The following is an 18,640-nucleotide window of genomic DNA, read 5'->3' on the forward strand; positions in this document are numbered from 1 at the left end:
CGGTGCAAGATCCATCATATCCAGCAACGCGCCTAACAGTGAGGCAGCCAGAAGAAGGCATGCAACTTCTATGAAAAAGATACTCCAAGCACTGGTCGGAATTTGTCTCCTTGCGGGATTGGGCGTGCTTCTCTGGTTCGCCACCAAAGCGCCTCCGCTGGTCGTCCAGGGCGAGGTTTCAACCAACCGCGTAGATATCAGTCCGCGCGTGGGCGGACGTGTGGCGAAACTGAATGTCGACGTCGGTGATATAGTCAAGCAGGCGGACGTCATCGCGATCCTCGAAAGCCCGCAGTTGACGGCTTCGATGCATATGGCGGACGCCGCCCTCGCCGTCTCCGAGGCCGATCTGGTCAGGGTGAACAGCACGCGTCCGGAGAGAATTGACGCGGCCAAGGCGGAACTCGCCGCTGCGAATGCGGATGTCGTTCTCTATCAGGAAGAAGCCGCCCGGCAGGCGAGGCTCATCAGCACCGGAGCCTCGACGCAGTCGCAGGTCGACCAGACAAATAGAAACCTCGACGCCGCAATCCGGAAGCGAGAGTCTGCGGACGCCAACCTGCGGCTCGCGGTCGCCGGTTCGAGCAAGGAGGAGAAGGCGCTCGCTGCCACGCAGGTCGAGCAGGCGCGTGCGTCGCTGAATCAACAACAGGTCGATGTCGCGGAGTTGACGATACATGCCTCGATATCGGGGCAGATTACGACGCGTGTGGCTGAACTCGGGGAAAACTTTGCTGCTGGAGCGCCCCTATTTTCCATCGTGGACATCGAGCATCCTTGGTTCACGTTCAACCTTCGCGAGGATCTGCTCAAGGGTCTCAAGATCGGCGACCGCTTCCATGTCACGGTTCCCGCGCTCGGGGCCGAAAAGGTCGAAGTCAAGGTAACCGTGCTGAATGCCCAGGGCCAGTACGCCACCTGGAGGGCGACGAGGGCGACCGGCGACTTCGACCTTCGTACCTTTGAAGTACGGGCTGAACCCGTCGATCCTCCTGCGGGGCTCCGCCCCGGCATGAGTGTTCTTGCATCATGGCCCTTCGAGGATCTTTGAAATGGCGCCTCGGAGAGATCTTCGTCCCGGCTTCCTTTTGTCCTTCAGAAGGGAGCTCGACCGCTTCTACCGGACGCCGTTTCTGATTTTCCTGACCATCGGTCTGCCCCTGCTTTTGATGGGGCTGCTGGCCGTGGTCTTCAGCGCCGGGCTGGCGACAAGGCTACCCATAGCCGTCCTCGATCTCGATGGCAGCGACCTGTCGCGCACGATCGTCCGGACGGTGGACGGGACGCCCGATGCCGGGGTTGCGTTCAGGGTTGCAGACCTATCGGAGGGCCGCAGGCTCATCCTTGCCGGGAAGGTGCATGGCCTTCTCTATCTGCCCGAGCATCTCGAGCGCGACGTATTCGCTGGACGGCGCCCTGAGGTGGTATTCTTCTACAATACGCAGACGCTGACCACCGGCAACTTGACCCTCAGGGGCGTGAGCGCGGCCATTCCTTCCGTCGAGGCAGGCATCCGCCTCCAGTTGCGTACTGCAGAGGGCCAGCCGTTAGACCTGGCTCTCGCCGACCTTGCGCCAGTGTCAGTACAGGTAAACCCATTGTTCAATCCGACACTAAACTATGCTCACTTTCTTCTCGCGGCACTGCTTCCATCAGTCCTGCAGGTCATCATCGTGACGACCATGACCTACACAGTCGGACGCGACGCTGCGACACCTCATCGATTTCACGTCATGCGAAGGCTCGGCGGCGGGCTTTGGCCGGCGATTGCGGGAAAAATTCTGCCCTACACCGTGCTCTTCCTTGCCGTCCTGGGCATTTCCGACGCAGTCCTTTTCGGACTTCTGGAAATGCCGTTGCGGGGGGAGCGATTCATACTGCTACTTGCAGCGACACTCTTCATCCTGGCCACGCAGTTGATTGGAACGCTGCTGGCTCTCCTAATAAGGCCAACCGCCACCGCAATCAGCGTCGCAACGCTGATCTTCGCGCCGTCCTTCGGCTACATGGGGATCGGCTTTCCCCGTCTCGGCATGAACACCTTCGCCTATCACTGGGGTGAGCTCATCCCGGGGACCTGGTATCTCATGGCGCGCATCGACCAAACGCTGCGAGGCACGCCGGTCGACCTCTCCTGGCGGCCGATAGCCTCCCTCGCTATTTTCGTGGTGGTGCTCGGCGGTCTGACGGCAATCAAACTGAACGCAATGGGAGCGAGGCCGAGAGCCGCACGAGGGCCGGACGGTGAGCTTGAGGAGGCCGCAACATGAGAGGCCTATTCGCGGTGTTGAGAACGGAGCTATATCGCATATTGACGACGAGGCCCGCACTGGCGGCGCTCGTCATCGGCCCGCTGATCTACGCGCTTTACTATCCTCAGCCATATCGCAACGAAGCCTTGCGCGACGTCCCGATCGCTCTGGTGGATCTGGACGGGACCGACAGCAGCAGACAGTTCGCCCGTCGGCTCGACGCATCGAGCGACGTGGCGATCGCGGCCGTCCTCCCAGACGAAAAGAGCGCCGAGCGCGAAGTGTACGCCCGCGACCTCTATGGCATGCTGGTCATCCCGCAGCACTTCGAGCGCGACGTCCTTCATGGTCGCCAATCGCCAGTCGCCTTGTACGGCGACGCCAGCTATTTCCTCGTCTACCAGAGGATTTCAGGCGCAGTAGCGGCGGTGGCGCGAGCGTTCGGCGCGGAAGTGGAGAGCGCGCGACTGATCGCGATGGGGGTCGATCCGGCGATCGCCGCCGCCGCGTCCGACCCGATGCCGCTGACCGCCGTGGCGCTTTTCAATCCTCAGGGCGGATACGCGACTTACATCCTGCCCGCAGCCTTGGTCCTGATCTTGCAGCAGACCATGCTGATGGGCATCGGATTGCTTGGAGCGATCGAAGACGATCGAACCAGCTCGGATCCGATGGCGGCATCTGCGGGACCCGTATCCCTTGTGCTCGGAAAGATGCTCGCATATCTCACGGTGGAAGCGGTAATCTTTCCCTTCTATCTCATTGTACTTCCTTACCTCTATGATATCCCCCGGCTTGGATCGTTCGAAACGATCGCCATATTCTCGATTCCATTCGTGCTCTCCGCCTCGGCACTAGGGCTTATAATTGCGCGCCTGTTTCGACGGCCCGTGGTGGTGCAGCTCGTCGGCGCTGCGCTCGGTCTCCCCTTCATCTTTCTTGCAGGTTTCACCTGGCCGATTGAAGCCGTCCCAGAGCCGCTAAGAACGATCGCGCTCGTGTTGCCAAGCTCGACGGCCATTGCCGGCATAGTGGAGGTTTCTCAGCTTGGAGCGTCACTCTCCGACGTGGGCCATGCATTCCTGACGTTATGGGTGTTGGCCGTCGTCTATGCGCTTGTTGCGATGCAGCTCGAAAAGTTTCACCTCAGATCCGCGGCTGCGGCGCCGTGACAGCGAATCCCCTATCGCGCGCAACAATGAGCCAAAGGTGGCAACACCGTACAATACGTTGCTCATACCCTTTCCTAACCTCCAGTCCACTTCGAACTTCAGAAAATCAGAAGGAGGCTGGAAATGAGCAAGGTGGGGGGCGTGATCCCTTTCAAGGCCAAGCCCGGACAAGGCGGTGAAGTCGCGAGGCTGATATCGAGCGCGCTCCCACATGTCGAGAGAGAACCCGGCACGTTGACATGGCTTGTCCTGCGCTCGGATGCCGACCCGGATCTCGTGTTCCTCGTCGATCTGTTCGCCGACGATGAAAGCCGAACCGTCCACATGCACGGCGAGGCAGCAAAGCAAATCTTCGCGACAGTCCCGCCGCTTCTGGCCGAGCCGCCGTCAGTCCACCCGGCAACGGTTGCTGCTGCGAAAGGCTAGCATCAAAAAAAGTGTCTGCACGGCGGCGTAACCTTCTTCGTCGGTGCAGCGAACCACCAAGTCGGCGCTCTCGCCACTCCCGGCACCTGTCCGGGTCAAAACCAAAATGGAGAAAAGCAATGTCCAATCGCATGCTCTCGACGCTCGTCATCGGTGCCTTCGCAAGCGCCATGGGAACGATCGCCACCTCTCCTGCCAGCGCGGAAGAATTCACGGCCGCCCAGAAGAAGATCCAGGCGGAACACACCGCTCTTGTGAAGTCAGGCAAGGTCGAACCGTGCTTCGGGACGGCAATGAAGGGTCAGAACGATTGCTATGCAGGCGCTGGCACGACATGCGCGGGCACCAGCACGGTCGACTACCAGGGCAACGCCTTCAAGCTCGTGCCCAAGGGCACCTGCACGACGATCTCCACCCCCAACGGTGCAGGCAGCCTCGCTCCCAAGGCGTAATGTGAAGACCGGTCCCGCAACTGCGGGGCCGGCCGCCCGGTTACAATAGGGGTGAGATCCATGAGTTCGATTGAGGGCCGTTTCCCGGCGAAAGCGATGCTCGGGCGCGCGGGCGTAGGCCTCAAGGCCGAGCATTATCAGCATGTCCTACAGTCGGCGCCAGACATCGGCTTCTTCGAAGTGCATGCCGAAAACTATATGGGCGACGGAGGTCCGCCGCATCGATATCTTGCCGCAATCCGCGAGCGCTATCCCCTCTCGCTCCATGGTGTCGGCCTGTCGATCGGCGCGGCCCGTCCTCTGGACAGAGGCCACTTGAAGCGACTGAAACACCTGATAGACCGCTATGAGCCTTCGTTATTTTCGGAGCATCTCGCCTGGTCGAGCCACGACGCCGGTTTCTTTAACGACCTGCTGCCCCTACCCTACACCAGCGAGACCCTGCAACGGGTCGTCGAACACATCCTCGAAGTGCAGGACACGCTCGGCAGACAGATGCTGCTCGAAAACCCGTCGACGTACCTTGCGTTCTTGGAAAGTACGTACTCGGAGATCGATTTCATCGCCGAAATCGTTCGACGGACGGGCTGCGGACTCCTGCTGGACGTAAACAACGTCCATGTGGCATCGACGAACCAGCTCTGGGATCCCTTCACTTACATCGACGCCTATCCTCTCGCTCACGTGGCCGAATTTCATCTGGCCGGCCACGCCACAGAGAAGGACGAGGGCGACCGGCCGCTTCTCATCGATACGCACGACCGCCCGGTCGATGACCTAGTGTGGAAGCTCTATGCACACGCGTTGGAGCGCGTCGGTCCCGTGCCGACGCTGATCGAGTGGGATGCCAACGTTCCGCCATGGCCCGTCCTCGAGGCGGAGGCGAAGCGGGCGGAAAACCTCATGAATTCGATTGGCACCTCCAGAACCCGGTCGGCAGCAGAATGACCGGTCAGAGCGGATGACGGAGAGGACAAGTCATGGTTAACCATGAAGTTGCAATCTATTACGCCTGGGACAGAGCAAGCGAAGTCGAAGCTCCGCTCGGGGTCATCGAAAACCGATTTCCGTCGCTGTTTGAAACCCGGCGGATTCTCTTTCCTCACTACGAGGAACTTGCAGACCCCGAGACATTTGACCAGGGCATTGCCGGCTTTCTCGATCAAATTCTGAAGAAGAACTTTGCCGATTTCGTAGCACTGGCAGCCGAGGTTACCGGCCGGCAAGTCGCGCAGATAGAGCGCGGCGACGCTGTGAGTGGTCCGCATAAGCTTGACGACCTCGATCTCGAAAAGGTCGATACCCTGATTATCATCAGCTTCGATTCGATGCGAAGCCGACAACACGCCGACGCCGCGGAGGTTGCCGCCGCCCGCTCGTTTCTTGACAAACCCGGCAACCTCATGTTCGTCTGCCCGCATCACGACATAGGTGACGTCGACGACGCGGCTTCCGTCGATTGGACCGGAATCCAGACGGCAGAGTTCCTGCATCACGGCGACCGGACAATCCCTCCGCAGCAAAGATTTGGCGGGTTTGCGCGCAGCCTGCTTGCCGGACTGGGCACGCCGATCGAAAACCGATTTGGGCTTCATCCAGCAATGCTACCCGACGGCACCCCGGCGCCCATCGCCGCCGAACATCAGATCGATCGACTCGGGCTGCTTTCGGGCGTCGAGACCTTCAATCTCCACCCGCACCTTCCGCATCTGGAAAGGCTCGGAGAGGCGATCGACAAGATGAACGTGCTTGCTCGCCAGCCAATCGATCCCAAAGCTCCTTCCCATTCATTCACACGCGAAGGTCGATTTGCCTTCGACGCCCTTCTGCAGTCGAAGCGCGGTGTCTTCAGAGGCGATCTGCTGGTCGGCGACGCCACGCTTTGGAGCTCGACAGCAGGCGGCCTGGAAAGCCTCCGGCGGCTCTGGACGAACGTGGTATCGCGAGGAGCGAACTGATGCACGCCGCGGAAGCACTTGATATCAGATTGCAGGACTTCGCCCTGGCGCTGGTCGATCCGCGGAGGCCAGTTCCGGAAGGTCTCGTCGGCCCCGACGGCGTCCCGAGCGAGAGACGGTTCAACGTTTACCGCAACAACGTTGTCGCAGGACTGACATCGACTATACGGGACGCCTATCCCGCCGTCGCCAGGATCGTCGGCGATGAATTCTTCTCCGCGATGGCGAGGATCTACGTATCGGCTCATCCGCCGCGCGGCCCAATCATGTTGGACTACGGTTCGACATTTCCGGACTTCATCGAGTCCTTCGAGCCTGCAATATCGGTTCCCTATCTGGCCGACGTCGCCAGAATCGAGAGGGCATGGGTCGAGGCGTACCACTCCCCCGATATCGAACCGCTCCATCCGACTGTCTTCACACGGATCCCCTCCCAGGAGCTTCCGAACGTCCGTGTCTTTCTGCATCCCTCATGGAGGCTGGTGCGCTCCGCCTTTCCCGCCGTGAGCATTTGGCAGATGAACGTCGGAGACGGACCAGTCGGAGAACTAAGTCTCGAGCGGGGCGGCGAAAATGCATTCGTCATACGCTCGGGTGCGGACGTCGAGGTGCGGCCGCTGCGGTCGAGCGCTGCCCAGTTCGTACAGAGCCTCGCGGACGGCGCTCCGATCCTCGAAGCAATGAAGGCCGCGATGGACATGGACTACTCGTTCGATCTGTCGAGCTGCCTCTCGGCGCTCATGACGGCAAAGGCATTCATCAAATACGACCTGTCGCCGGTCGGCAGACAATCTTTCGAGGACGTTTAATGACCGTCATGCAGCATAAGAGCTACAACTTGGAAACATTGATCGAAGTCGTCTCGGCCATGGTCGGCGCCGTCGGCCAGGCGGTAGCTCCCATAGTTCTCAGAGTGGCACTGGGACTTCCCTTTCTCCGTTCGGGGCTCACTCGCTGGGACGGGTTCCTTTCAATCTCGCCGGGAACGCAATTCCTGTTCGAGGAGCAGTTCAAGCTTCACCTCCTCGGAGGCGAATATCCGTTCCCAGCGCCCGATGTGATCGCATTCATGGTGGGGGTGGCGGAGATCTTGCTGCCCATACTTCTGTTCGCAGGACTCGCCACGAGATTGACGGCAGCGGCGCTCCTCGTGATGACCGGAGTGATCCAGCTAACTTTCCCCGACGGCTGGGCGAACTTTCATCTCTATTGGGCAGCCATTGCCCTTGCGATCATGGCGCTGGGTGCCGGTCCGATCTCGCTGGATCGCCTAATCTCCATACTCTGGCGTCGGGCTGGCGGCGCTATCACATGACTGAAGACCGAGGCGATCGACTGACTCTGGTTTCAGCCGGGTCGGCGGCGGACGCCGAACGAGCACGACACACCGATCTTGACTGGGCGATCCTCATGGGACGAGCTCAGAACGGAGATTCAGCGGCCTATTTCCGTCTGCTGCAGGAGGTAACCCCTTATCTTCGCTCGATAGCCATCCGGTACCATCGGGACCAACGGGACGTCGAGGATACCGTGCAGGATATTCTTCTTACGGTTCATTCGATCCGCGAGACGTACGATCCCACCCGACCCTTCGGACCATGGCTGCTCGGAATTGCCAACAGGCGCGCGATCGATCGACTTCGGCGGCAGGGGCGCCAGCGCGCCCGAGAATATCCGTTGTCGCGCGAGCATGATGCGGTTACAACGCCCGAAAACATCGAGGAAGTTGCGAACAAGATTCAACTTCACGGGGCGATCGACAGTCTGCCTCCCTCACAGCGGCAAGCAATCGAGATGCTCAAGTTGAAGGAGATGTCACTCAAAGACGCATCCGAGGAAACCGGGATCTCGATCAGCTCGCTGAAAGTTGCGACGCACCGCGCCCTTCGAAGCCTTCGCCGAATTCTCCTGGATCGTGGTGGCCGCTGATGGAAACCGCTGATCTAATCCGGTCTCTCGCAGACAATGTAAAACCAGTGAAGCGGCTACGGCCGCCGCTCATCCGCTCGATCGCGTGGGTGCTGATGGCACTCGGGTTGCTGATGGTGCTGACGGCATTACATGGTCCGCGTCCCCAGTTTGGCGAACGGCTCAGGGATGGGATGTTCTTGGCAGGCATGCTCTCCTCGCTAGGCACTGGCGTCCTTGCAGCAATCGCGACCTTCCTCATCAGCCTGCCGGACCGATCGCGATTGTGGATGCTGCTCCCCGCCCCCACCCTCGTCGTCTGGATGTCTACCATTGGCTACCAATGTTTCGCGGGATGGGTCGATCTTCCACCTGGCGCGGTTACCGTCGAGGCGGCGTCAAGCTGCCTGCTTACGCTCGTCGTGACCAGTGTCCCGTTGTCGCTCATGATGATCGCAATGCTTCGCTACGCTGCTCTTCTCCGGCCGGTCAGCGTGACGCTGCTTGGAAGTCTGGCGGTATCCGGAGTCACATGTTCAGCCCTGGCGATGTTTCATCCACTGGACGCGACGATCATGGTGCTCGGATGGAATCTCGGAACCGCCGTACTGCTCGCAAGTCTAGCCTCCCTGCTGAGCCGCGGGATGTCAGGATTTCGTGGACGCATTGATTGAATGATCGCGACGCGGTCAGATTGCAATGAAGAATAGAAAGAAAGGCCGAGACACTTGGAAGCCATTGCTGTCAGCCTCATTCTGATCGCCCTTGTCGTCGCCAGCAGCATCCTCGCAAAGATGTCGCCGGTCGCACTGCCGATTCCCTTTGTTCAGATTTTTCTCGGCGCCGCTGCCGCGTTCGCTTTCGACTTTCGCGTGCAGCTCGACCCACCCACATTTCTGCTGTTACTAGCCCCTCTGCTGTTTCTCGACGGCTGGCGCACGCCGAAAGAAGGTCTCCTTCACGACAAGGGAACGATCGCCGCACTCGCTTTCGGTCTGGTATTCTTCACGGTCCTAGGAGCAGGCTATTTCATTCACTGGATGATCCCGACCATGCCGCTCGCGGTCGCCTTCGCCCTTGCTTCCGCCATATCGCCTACGGATGCAGTGGCCGTGTCAGCGATCGTCAGTCGGGTGCCCGTTGCAAAGCGTCTGATCCACATTCTCGAAGGGGAGTCGCTTCTAAATGACGCGTCCGGGCTCGTTTGCATGCGCTTCGCGATCGCCGCTGCCGCAACCGGCACGTTCTCAATATTGGAAGCGTCGATCACATTCATCTGGATCGCCACCATCGGAGTTTTCGTCGGCGTTGCGGTGGCTCTTCTGGCGACGACGGCAAAGGACTGGGTTTCGCGACGCTTCGGCGAGGAAACCGGATCGCAGATTCTCATCAGTTTGCTGATCCCTTTCGCCGCGTACATGCTGGCGGAGCGTGCAGACGCCTCTGGAATCCTTGCGGCAGTCGCCGCAGGCGTGGTGATGGGCTGGGAGGAGCGGTCAGGCCGGGCGCTGCCGATCACTCGGCTGCAGCGGGCCGCTGTATGGGACGCCCTTCAGTTCGCCGGCAACGGCGCCATCTTCGTTGTTCTGGGTCAGCAACTGCCAGCTATCGTCACCGGCGCTTCCGAGGCAGTGCAAGAGACTGGCCATTTCGGCACCTTCTGGCTCGCGGTGTACGTGGTAGCCGTATCGCTTGCCCTGCTGTTCTTGAGGGCCGCCTGGGCATGGGTGACATTGAGAATCCTACTCTTCCGGGAAAAAACGGCCGACTCCGATTTTGCGGCGCCGAACTGGCGCCTGGTCGCCGCGACATCACTCGCAGGCGTTCGCGGCGCTGTGACGCTTGCTGGCGCGTTCGCATTGCCGATCACGCTTGACGACGGTTCCCCGTTTCCGTCTCGCGATCTCGTCATCTTTCTCGCGGCCGGCGTCATCGTTCTTTCCCTCGTCTTGGCCAATGTCGGCCTTCCTCGTGTGATGAACGTCGTGACGCTTTCGCCCAGGCCACTGCTTGACCAGGACGAGGTGCGCGCCCGCGCTGCAGCCACGCAGGCGGCCATTTCTGCCGTGGAACAGAGACTGAGCGAGCTGTCCAAGAATCCCGGCAGCGCAGAACGGCACGCCGACGCCGCCGCGCGGGTGCTGGCCCTGTATCGTCAGCGCCTTGGTTCGCGGACGGATGCGGCCGACGTTGCCGACCCCGACATCCGCGAAATCGAACGCGAACTCCATCTGGCCGCCATACGCGCCGAGCGCGCTGAAATATACAACGCCGCCCGGTCGAAGCGGCTCCCGGAAGAGCTTGCCTCTCGGCTGATCCGCGAAGCGGACCTCATCGAGTCCCGTTTCAGTCTTTCTTGAACTCGGACGCAGACGTCGGAACTGCCTCCCCAATCGTGAGTAAAGCAATGAAGAAGAAACGTCCTGAAGGCATTAGAGCCTATAACGAGCCAGCCGGTGGCTGGGGCGCTCTGCTTGCGGTAGCGAAAACTCTGAAGCACCAGCAAGTTGTCGCAGACGGCACGGCGATGCTTCTTAAGGCGAACCAGCCGGAAGGATTCGATTGCCCCGGCTGTGCCTGGCCCGATCCCAAGCATACGTCTTCGTTCGAGTTCTGCGAGAATGGCGCCAAGGCCATCACATGGGAATCCACAGCCCGGCGCGTGACGCCCGAATTCTTCGAGGAGCATGCGGTATCGGAGCTGTGGGAATGGTCGGACTACAGGCTGGAAGACCAAGGGCGACTGACCGATCCAATGATCTACGACGCCGAAACGGACCGCTATCGACAAATCGGATGGGATGAGGCGTTCGTGCTCATCGGCGATGCGCTCCAAACCCTTCCGGACCCTAACATGGCCGAATTCTATACGTCCGGCAGGGCTTCCAACGAAGCTGCCTTTCTTTATCAGCTCTTCGTCCGCGCGTATGGGACAAACAACTTTCCGGACTGCTCGAACATGTGTCACGAGGCGACCAGCGTCGGATTGCCGGAGTCCATCGGCGTTGGAAAGGGAACGGTGACGCTGGAGGACTTCGATCATGCCGACGCGATCTTCAGCTTCGGCCATAACCCCGGCACCAACCATCCCCGAATGATGACCACGCTTCATGACGCAGCTCGGCGGGGGACGCCGATCGTCGTTTTCAATCCACTAAAGGAGCGTGCGCTCGAGCGGTTCGCAGCACCCCAGAACCCTATTGAAATGGCGACTTTCTCATCCACCAACATAGCATCGGCATACCATCAGGTCAGGGCTGGCGGCGATCTCGCAGTGCTCAAGGGAATGATGAAGCTGATCCTCGAACGCGACGCCGCCGACATCGACGCGGGCGGCGAAGGGTTTCTCGATCGCGCGTTCATCGCAGAGCATACGTCCGGTTTCGACGATCTGCGGCGCGATATCGAGGCATCCGAATGGGAAACCATCCTGACGGTATCCGGGCTGGCAAAGTCAGCAATTGAAAGCGCAGTGGATGTCTATCTCGCGGCGTCCAATGTCATTGCTTGCTATGGCATGGGCCTGACGCAGCATCGCAATGGGACCGGCAACGTCCAACAGCTTGCAAACCTGCTCCTGTTGAGGGGCAACATGGGACGACAAGGCGCGGGAATTGCGCCGATCCGTGGACATTCGAATGTCCAGGGGGACAGGACGGTCGGCATTACGGAGGTACCGAACCAGGCGCTCCTTGATGGAATTGAGCGGGCTTTCGGCTTCCGACCGCCAAGCGCCAGAGGCCACAACGCCGTCGAGACGATGGAGGCAATCATAGACGGGCGCTCGAAGGCATTGATGTGTCTCGGAGGAAACTTCGCGGTTGCGATGGCAGATCCGGACGCCACCTATCCCGCAATCAGGAAGCTGGATCTTTCCGTTCATCTCGCGACCAAGCTCAATCGTACACATTTGCTCACGGCGAAGAAGACGATCGTACTCCCTGTACTCGGCAGAACTGACGTCGATATCCAAGCCTCAGGGCAGCAGTCGATTACCGTCGAGGATTCCATGTCGATGGTCCACGCTTCGCGGGGCTTCCTGAGGCCCCCTAGTCCGCAGCTTCGTTCAGAGCCGTCGATCATCGCTGGGATAGCCAAGGCCACCTTGGGAGATCGCTATGGCATCGATTGGGACGGGATGGTTGGAAACTACGACCTGATACGTGAAAAGATCGAGGTCGTGTTTCCGGACTTCAAGGATTTCAATCAGCGCGTCCGCGCCAGAGGCGGCTTCAGGCTGACCGTCGCAGCGTCGGAACGCCGATGGAACACCGCAAACGGCAGGGCAAACTTCCTTGTTTCTACCGGCTTGGACGAGGACCCTGCTCTCCGGGATCCCGAAGCATTGATGCTCATGACTATCCGCAGCCACGACCAATACAACACGACGGTCTACAGCGTCGACGACCGCTACCGAGGCGTGTTCGGGCGGCGCGACATCATTTTCATGAATCGCCGGGACCTTGAAAGCAGAGGCTTGGAGGAAGGCGACAAGATCGACGTCATTGCCGCGGGTGATACCGACGACTGGGATGGGATCGAACGTGTCGCGCGATCGTTCACTGCCGTGGAATACGACATACCGGTAGGCGCCATCGCCGGGTACTATCCCGAACTCAATGTTGTCGTGGCCCTGAGCCAGCACGACAGAAAGTCGGGTACACCCGCCTACAAGGGCGTCCACGTCAATGTCCGCAGGACCGCCGATCAGTCGCAGCAGCTCTTCGCGGATGAGTGACAGCGCAGACGAATTCCTGGCCCGGTTGGCCTGCCCTGATTCAGCATATTAGAACTTCAAAATGGTGTATACTTCGGCCAGCATGAGCGAAGACTGCGCCTCGACCGGGAGAGGCGCAGCTCCTGACCGGGGTGTTGAACGCGTAGGGGGCGCTTGAATGAACTTTAGCGTGCGCAAAGACAACGTTGAGCTTGACGTCGGCGCCGGATTGGTGGTGCCGCCGTTCGAACAACCTCGCTCACTGATAACTATCGACGAGATTTTGCATCGCCGTCCCCAGCAGCCTGTCGCGACATCCCGCGACCGCGGATGGGGCGGCGTGACCGTTGATCTTCACCGTCCCTATTTCGATGTCGCTGAAAGCTATCCCGGCCTCGATCATCATCTCATCTGTTTCTGCCCCTCCGGATCGTCCAAGCTGACACAGATCCGAAACGGGTCGGTTCATCGCGCAACCATCTCAATGGGAATGTCGTACTTGATGCCGGCTGGTTATGAATCGAGCTGGGAGGGCGACTCCGGCCTCTCAGCCCGTATTAGAGTGCCTGTCGCGCTCATCGCCAGGGCAGCGGACGAATGCGATTGGCAGCGGCATTCCGCCGTTGAGCTGCGGAACATCTTCGAGACGCGCGACGCAACGATCGGCCACCTGACGCTGATGCTTCTGTCCGAGCTGCAGCAGAGCCAGCATCCCGCCCAGAGGCTGATGGCCGACGCGCTCTCGGCTGCGCTGGCCGTCCATCTCCTGAAGAAGTACAATGCATTCGAAGCCGTGGAACGCGAAACCGAAATCTGTCTCGGCAAGCAAGAGATCGCACGTTTGACGGACTATATCGAAAGCAATCTTGACCGGTCCATCGGACTCGCCGAACTCGCCGGAGTGGTCAATGTCAGTCGATTTCACTTCATTCGTCTCTTCAAGCGCAGCACCGGGACGACGCCGATAGATTTCGTCGAGCAGAGCAGGATCAGTCGTGCCCAGTCGCTGATCGTGGAGACCGATATCCCGCTTGCGGAAATTGCCCTCATAACCGGGTTCGCCGACCAGAGCCACTTCACCAGGCGGTTTCGCAACCGAGTAGGATGCACGCCCGCTGCCTATTCTCGGAATCACGGTCGTCGGCGGACCACCAGGAAGAGTGGCTACTGAACTGCGCGGGCCTCGCCGCCACCGTCTCAATTTCCTTCCCGGCGATGAGAAAAGTCTTTCGTCGCTTCCCATTGGCAAGGATTGGCGGGGCCGCACAGCGCGGCCATCTCGCCTGTCTGGCTAAGGCTGCACCATGTGATCCATCGGAATCATGTTGACGTTCAAGTTGGACATGATCCAGAGCGAGCCGGCCATTATCAGGAAGACGATCAGAATGCCGAACGCCAGGGCAAGGACGTTGTTGGTGCTGTCCGGGCCTGTGCCTATGTGCAGAAAGAACACGAGATGAACACCGATCTGCGCGATCGCCAGCACGGCCAATCCGACCGGAATGCCGGAAGGCCAGAGGACGTCGCTTCGAGCTACCCAGAACGATAGGGCAGTCAGTAGAAGTGCGAGTAGCAGTCCGACGATGTTCGTTGTCAATCCAGCGATAAAGCTACCATGTTCGTCGCCAGGCGCCAGATCGTTGGAGGGCGAGGTATTGTCATGGTTGGTCATGGTAGCACTCCATAAAGATACACAAGGGTGAACACCGCAACCCAGATGATGTCGAGGGCATGCCAGAACAGACTGAAGCACATCAGGCGGCGGCTGATCTCGGGCCGGAAGCCTCGCGCCCGGATCTGCATCAGCATGGTAGCGAGCCAGATCAGGCCCGCCAGCACGTGAAGCCCGTGGCACCCGACGAGAGCGAAGAAAGCGGACAGGAAGGCGGAACGGTCGGGACCGGCGCCCACAGAAATGAGATGCGCAAACTCTCGGATTTCAAGGACGAGAAACAACGAACCGAGAATCCCGGTGGCAACCAGAAACGCCTGGGCGACCGTCGACGATTTATGTTTCGCCGCCAGCAACGCTATTCCGCAGGTGAAGCTCGAAAGCACCAGGACGATCGTCTCGATCGCGACGTTACGGATATCGAGCAACTGCAAGGCCGACGGTCCGCCGGCCGTCGCATGCGCGAGCACGGCATAGGTCGCGAACAATGCCGAAAACATGATGATATCCGACAGGAGAAACAGCCAGAAGCCGAAAGTCGCGACGATGTGCTTGCTCGCAGGTCCAAATGCCGACGGCGATGTCAGGGCAGCATTACCGTCGGCACTCCCCTTATGCCCGAGACGATGCGGATCGTGAGCGTTGCTGAGAAAGCTGGCCTGTGCTACCCGCTGCGCGGGCATCTCTGCGAGTGCTACTGAAAGCGCCGCTCTGCGTTCGCGATCGACCCATGCCACGTTGGAGGCCGGGATTATGGTCTCGTTGTCACGGCGCCACCCGAACGTAATAAATGCAGCTAGCATCCCCGCAGTGGCGAGGATCGCTACCCACCATATGTGCCAGATCAACGCGAAGCCTGCAAAGCTGCCAAAGAAAGCCATGGCAAAGCCGAGCGATGTGTTGCGCGGCAGCTCTACATCTTCATAGACTGGCTCCTCCGTCAGTCTCTGCTGCGCGATGGCGCGTTGTTTCATCCCCCAATATGCTTCCTCACCCGTGACATTCGGCAGGACGGCGAAATTGAACGACGGTGGTGGCGACGCCGTGGCCCATTCGAGCGACCTGCCGTCCCATGGATCGCCAAGCGTATCCTTGAGACTCCGACGCTGAAGGATGGAAACGATCAATTGCATCGCCTGACAGATCACGCCCAGCAGGATGCAGATTGCGCCAAGGAACGCCACGACCATGTATGGCTGCCATCCGAGATCGTCGTAGTGCTGGATACGCCGCGTCGCGCCCATAAGACCAAGGATATAGAGGGGCATGAACGCGAGGTAGAACCCGATGATCCAGAACCAGAATGCTGCCTTGCCCCACCCATCGTGGAGCTTGAATCCGAAGGCTTTTGGAAACCAGTAGGTGTACCCGGCAAAGATTCCAAATACGACTCCGCCGATGATCACGTTGTGGAAGTGAGCAACCAGGAAAAGCGAGTTGTGAAGTTGGAAATCGACCGGTGGAACGGCAAGTAGAACCCCCGTCATCCCGCCGATCACAAATGTGATCATGAAGCCAATCGACCAAAGCATCGGTACAGTAAGGCGAACGCGACCGCCATACATCGTGAAGAGCCAGTTGAAGATTTTCGCTCCGGTCGGGACCGCGATAATCATGGTCATGACCCCGAAGAAGCCATTGACGTCGGCGCTGGCACCCATCGTGAAAAAATGATGCAGCCACACCATGCAGGACAGCACACAAATCGCCATCGTCGCGATGACCATCGTGCGATAGCCGAACAGGGGTTTGCTGGAGAAAGTCGAGACGACTTCCGAGTAGATGCCGAAGCACGGCAATACCAGGATGTAGACCTCCGGATGCCCCCAGATCCAGATGAGGTTCACAAACATCATGGCGTTCCCGCCGGCGTCGTTTGTGAAGAAGTGGAATCCGAGATAGCGGTCAAGCGTCAGCATCGCGAGCGTTGCAGTCAGCACCGGAAAGGCAGCTAGAATGGAAAGATTCGCTGCCAGAGCCGTCCAGCAGAACACCGTCATTCTGCCGTAGGTCATGCCGGGAGCGCGGAGCTTCAGTATCGTGGTCACAAGATTGACGGCGGAAAGTACGGTACCTATCCCGGATATCTGGATAGCCCAGAGATAGTAGTCCACACCGACGTCGGGCGAGAACTGAAGCTCGCTCAGAGGCGGATATACCAGCCACCCTGTTCGTGCGAAATTGCCGACAAATAGGCTCAGATTGATCAACAGCACCCCCGACGCTGTCAGCCAGAAGCTCACCGAGTTAAGCGTCGGGAACGCGACGTCCCTCACTCCCAACTGGAGCGGCACGATAAAGTTCATCAGGCCGATCACCAGCGGCATCGCGACGAAGAAGATCATTATTGCGCCGTGAGCGGAGAATATCTGATTGTAGTGATCGGGAGGGAGATACCCTTGTCCGCTGCCTGCGGCGAACGCGAGATGTGAACGCATCAGGATTGCGTCGGAAAAGCCGCGAAGGAGCATGACAAGTCCCAGGAGACAGTACATGACGCCGATACGCTTGTGGTCCACAGACGTGATCCACTCTTTCCACAGGTACGGCCATAGGCCTTTCAATGTGATCGTACCGAGGATCGCGACGATGCCGAGGATTATGACCAACGACGTGATCAAAGGAATTGGTTCGTTAAAAGGGATGGCGTCCCACGTGAGCCTTCCGAGCAGCATTCTTAAAACCTCTTATTGGAAATCGGGCCACTGCCCCTGCAAAGATCCAGGAAGGCATCCTGCTGCATCGCCGCCGTCGTCGTGTTCACGATGCTTTCGAACAGGTTGGCTTCCACCGTCGCGAACGCCATCGGTGCGACGTACTGGCTCGGCTTCGCCAATTCCTGATAGCTCGCCGTGTCGAGGAGGCCGCCTCCCGCCCGGACCACTGACACCCAGCCGTCGAATTCGGCCGGTTCGACAGAATCGACATTGAACCGCATTCCCGAGAATCCATCGCCGCTGAACTGCGAGGACAGACCCTTGAATTGCCCCTGATGCTCGGCGAGCAAGTGAAGGCTAGTCGTCATGCCCGACATTGCGTAGATCTGCCCCGCGAGCTGCGGCACGAAGAAGCTGTTCATCACGCTTGCGGAGGTCAGCCTGAGCGAGACGGGGCGGCCGGCCGGGATCACAAGGCGGTTGACGCTGGCTAAACCCTGATCCGGATAGATGAAAAGCCACTTCCAATCGAGGGCGACCACTTCGACCTTGAGGGGCTGCTCGGCGGACGGGATCGGCCGTGCAGGATCCAGTTCATGGCTCCCTATCCAAGCGATGCCACCCAGAAGAATGATGACCATCGCGGGAATACCCCATACGACGAGTTCGACCTTCCCAGAATAGGTCCAATCGGGAAGGTATCGAGCCTGGCGGTTCGTTTCCCGAAACCACCACGCAACCAGCAGCGTCGCCGCAATTACGGGAATGATGATGCAGAGCATTATTGCTACGGAGTTGAGCAGGATCTCGCGCTGAGCCGCTGCGATGGGCCCGCGCGGATCCATAACTCCTCCCGAACAGCCGGTGAGGATTTGAAGCACGACGGTGGCAAGACCCGTTTTCCTGATCGATCTCGCAACGGCTGCAACGCGATAAGGCTTGCGCTGCCGTTGCTTACGGATTGCGTGTGATGCGTCGGGCGTCGCAAAAGGCTGAGAGACTGGTGTTTCGGACAACTGGATCACTCCAATGCGAACTGCGTCGGGAGCGCGATGCGGACGTCCCGGCCGATCGCAATCGTGGCGCAAATCATTCGAACTTCTGAGGAATTCGTACGAAGCTATTAGCCAGAACGATAGCAGCCTATTGCCTCGATTTGTCTTCGCTTGCTATATGGCTGCGCTAGCAACCAAACCGTCGGGCTGAGTCGGTTGCAAAGATTCTGAGAGAGTGGCGGAAGGCGACGCAACTGTCGCTGTGATGAGCCGAACGTCCTCAGAAATCAGGAGTTCAGAGCCCTCGGGCCACAGGTATTTCCGCCGCATACGGGTGATCGGTTTTATCAGATTAGGCCGCTGAGCGAGCGGCAATTTTTAGCGGTGTTGGTCCACTTGTACCCAAGCTGCTGACACTGGCTGATGGATCG

The 18,640-nt window shown here is 59.4% G+C and carries 17 protein-coding genes and 1 pseudogene; 14 read left to right on the forward strand and 4 right to left on the reverse strand.

From position 1 onward, the window contains the following. Positions 1-70: 70 nt before the first annotated feature. From QTL95_RS18030 to QTL95_RS18095, 14 genes are all read left to right on the forward strand, one after another. Positions 71-1,051 (forward strand): HlyD family secretion protein, encoded by a 981-nt coding sequence (locus tag QTL95_RS18030; RefSeq protein WP_336622290.1) that lies wholly within the window; start codon positions 71-73, stop codon positions 1,049-1,051. A 1-nt stretch (position 1,052) separates the two neighbouring features. Further along, positions 1,053-2,270, forward strand: a complete 1,218-nt coding sequence (locus tag QTL95_RS18035; protein ID WP_289721292.1) for an ABC transporter permease — start codon at positions 1,053-1,055, stop codon at positions 2,268-2,270. Continuing rightward, positions 2,267-3,424 (forward strand): ABC transporter permease, encoded by a 1,158-nt coding sequence (locus QTL95_RS18040; protein WP_289721293.1) that lies wholly within the window; start codon positions 2,267-2,269, stop codon positions 3,422-3,424. Before QTL95_RS18035 ends, QTL95_RS18040 begins: the two co-directional genes overlap by 4 nt. Before the next feature lie 123 nt (positions 3,425-3,547). Further along, the gene (locus tag QTL95_RS18045; RefSeq protein ID WP_289721294.1) at positions 3,548-3,850 is read left to right on the forward strand and encodes a putative quinol monooxygenase; all 303 of its coding nucleotides are present in this window, start codon (positions 3,548-3,550) and stop codon (positions 3,848-3,850) included. 119 nt (positions 3,851-3,969) lie between these two features. Beyond that, a complete protein-coding gene (locus tag QTL95_RS18050) occupies positions 3,970-4,302 on the forward strand; it encodes a BufA1 family periplasmic bufferin-type metallophore (RefSeq protein ID WP_289721295.1) in 333 nt (110 codons plus the stop codon). A gap of 60 nt (positions 4,303-4,362) precedes the next feature. Then, a complete protein-coding gene (gene bufB / locus QTL95_RS18055; protein WP_289721296.1) occupies positions 4,363-5,250 on the forward strand; it encodes an MNIO family bufferin maturase in 888 nt (295 codons plus the stop codon). A 32-nt stretch (positions 5,251-5,282) separates the two neighbouring features. After that, positions 5,283-6,260 (forward strand): hypothetical protein, encoded by a 978-nt coding sequence (locus tag QTL95_RS18060; protein ID WP_289721297.1) that lies wholly within the window; start codon positions 5,283-5,285, stop codon positions 6,258-6,260. Beyond that, a complete protein-coding gene (locus QTL95_RS18065; protein WP_289721298.1) occupies positions 6,260-7,069 on the forward strand; it encodes an HvfC/BufC N-terminal domain-containing protein in 810 nt (269 codons plus the stop codon). The genes QTL95_RS18060 and QTL95_RS18065 overlap by 1 nt, the downstream gene beginning before the upstream one ends. Before the next feature lie 8 nt (positions 7,070-7,077). Beyond that, complete coding sequence (locus QTL95_RS18070; protein WP_442981317.1) at positions 7,078-7,575, forward strand: DoxX family protein; 498 nt, start codon at positions 7,078-7,080, stop codon at positions 7,573-7,575. Beyond that, complete coding sequence (locus tag QTL95_RS18075; protein WP_289721300.1) at positions 7,572-8,189, forward strand: RNA polymerase sigma factor; 618 nt, start codon at positions 7,572-7,574, stop codon at positions 8,187-8,189. Before QTL95_RS18070 ends, QTL95_RS18075 begins: the two co-directional genes overlap by 4 nt. After that, positions 8,189-8,842 (forward strand): NrsF family protein, encoded by a 654-nt coding sequence (locus QTL95_RS18080; protein ID WP_289721301.1) that lies wholly within the window; start codon positions 8,189-8,191, stop codon positions 8,840-8,842. The genes QTL95_RS18075 and QTL95_RS18080 overlap by 1 nt, the downstream gene beginning before the upstream one ends. Before the next feature lie 54 nt (positions 8,843-8,896). Continuing rightward, positions 8,897-10,528, forward strand: a complete 1,632-nt coding sequence (locus QTL95_RS18085) for a Na+/H+ antiporter (RefSeq protein WP_289721302.1) — start codon at positions 8,897-8,899, stop codon at positions 10,526-10,528. Positions 10,529-10,575: 47 nt separating this feature from the next. Then, the gene (locus QTL95_RS18090) at positions 10,576-12,906 is read left to right on the forward strand and encodes an FdhF/YdeP family oxidoreductase (RefSeq protein ID WP_289721517.1); all 2,331 of its coding nucleotides are present in this window, start codon (positions 10,576-10,578) and stop codon (positions 12,904-12,906) included. A 157-nt stretch (positions 12,907-13,063) separates the two neighbouring features. Next, positions 13,064-14,056 (forward strand): AraC family transcriptional regulator, encoded by a 993-nt coding sequence (locus QTL95_RS18095; protein WP_289721303.1) that lies wholly within the window; start codon positions 13,064-13,066, stop codon positions 14,054-14,056. 120 nt (positions 14,057-14,176) lie between these two features. Here QTL95_RS18095 and cyoD read toward each other — a convergent pair whose 3' ends face one another. The 4 genes and pseudogenes from cyoD to cyoA all read right to left on the reverse strand — a co-directional run bounded on the left by cyoD (position 14,177) and on the right by cyoA (position 18,239). Further along, the gene (gene cyoD / locus QTL95_RS18100; RefSeq protein ID WP_289721304.1) at positions 14,177-14,557 is read right to left on the reverse strand and encodes a cytochrome o ubiquinol oxidase subunit IV; all 381 of its coding nucleotides are present in this window, start codon (positions 14,555-14,557) and stop codon (positions 14,177-14,179) included. After that, complete coding sequence (cyoC, locus tag QTL95_RS18105) at positions 14,554-15,240, reverse strand: cytochrome o ubiquinol oxidase subunit III (RefSeq protein WP_289721518.1); 687 nt, start codon at positions 15,238-15,240, stop codon at positions 14,554-14,556. Before cyoC ends, cyoD begins: the two co-directional genes overlap by 4 nt. 9 nt (positions 15,241-15,249) lie before the next feature. Further along, positions 15,250-17,229: pseudogene (gene cyoB, locus QTL95_RS18110) on the reverse strand (cytochrome o ubiquinol oxidase subunit I); the annotation flags it as partial. A gap of 5 nt (positions 17,230-17,234) precedes the next feature. After that, a complete protein-coding gene (gene cyoA / locus QTL95_RS18115) occupies positions 17,235-18,239 on the reverse strand; it encodes a ubiquinol oxidase subunit II (RefSeq protein ID WP_289721305.1) in 1,005 nt (334 codons plus the stop codon). Positions 18,240-18,640 lie beyond the last annotated feature (401 nt).

This window comes from Rhizobium sp. S152, assembly GCF_030380735.1.
GTDB lineage: Bacteria > Pseudomonadota > Alphaproteobacteria > Rhizobiales > Rhizobiaceae > Rhizobium.

Coding starts and splice junctions, on each gene's coding strand:
- QTL95_RS18045 (WP_289721294.1), top strand. CDS start 3,548: ATGAGCAAGGTGGGGGGCGTGATCCCTTTCAAGGCCAAGCCCGGACAA.
- QTL95_RS18065 (WP_289721298.1), top strand. CDS start 6,260: ATGCACGCCGCGGAAGCACTTGATATCAGATTGCAGGACTTCGCCCTG.
- QTL95_RS18040 (WP_289721293.1), top strand. CDS start 2,267: ATGAGAGGCCTATTCGCGGTGTTGAGAACGGAGCTATATCGCATATTG.
- QTL95_RS18075 (WP_289721300.1), top strand. CDS start 7,572: ATGACTGAAGACCGAGGCGATCGACTGACTCTGGTTTCAGCCGGGTCG.
- QTL95_RS18030 (WP_336622290.1), top strand. CDS start 71: ATGAAAAAGATACTCCAAGCACTGGTCGGAATTTGTCTCCTTGCGGGA.
- QTL95_RS18060 (WP_289721297.1), top strand. CDS start 5,283: ATGGTTAACCATGAAGTTGCAATCTATTACGCCTGGGACAGAGCAAGC.
- QTL95_RS18050 (WP_289721295.1), top strand. CDS start 3,970: ATGTCCAATCGCATGCTCTCGACGCTCGTCATCGGTGCCTTCGCAAGC.
- QTL95_RS18095 (WP_289721303.1), top strand. CDS start 13,064: ATGAACTTTAGCGTGCGCAAAGACAACGTTGAGCTTGACGTCGGCGCC.
- cyoC (WP_289721518.1), bottom strand. CDS start 15,240: ATGCCCGCGCAGCGGGTAGCACAGGCCAGCTTTCTCAGCAACGCTCAC.
- cyoD (WP_289721304.1), bottom strand. CDS start 14,557: ATGACCAACCATGACAATACCTCGCCCTCCAACGATCTGGCGCCTGGC.
- QTL95_RS18090 (WP_289721517.1), top strand. CDS start 10,576: ATGAAGAAGAAACGTCCTGAAGGCATTAGAGCCTATAACGAGCCAGCC.
- QTL95_RS18080 (WP_289721301.1), top strand. CDS start 8,189: ATGGAAACCGCTGATCTAATCCGGTCTCTCGCAGACAATGTAAAACCA.
- QTL95_RS18035 (WP_289721292.1), top strand. CDS start 1,053: ATGGCGCCTCGGAGAGATCTTCGTCCCGGCTTCCTTTTGTCCTTCAGA.
- QTL95_RS18070 (WP_442981317.1), top strand. CDS start 7,078: ATGCAGCATAAGAGCTACAACTTGGAAACATTGATCGAAGTCGTCTCG.
- bufB (WP_289721296.1), top strand. CDS start 4,363: ATGAGTTCGATTGAGGGCCGTTTCCCGGCGAAAGCGATGCTCGGGCGC.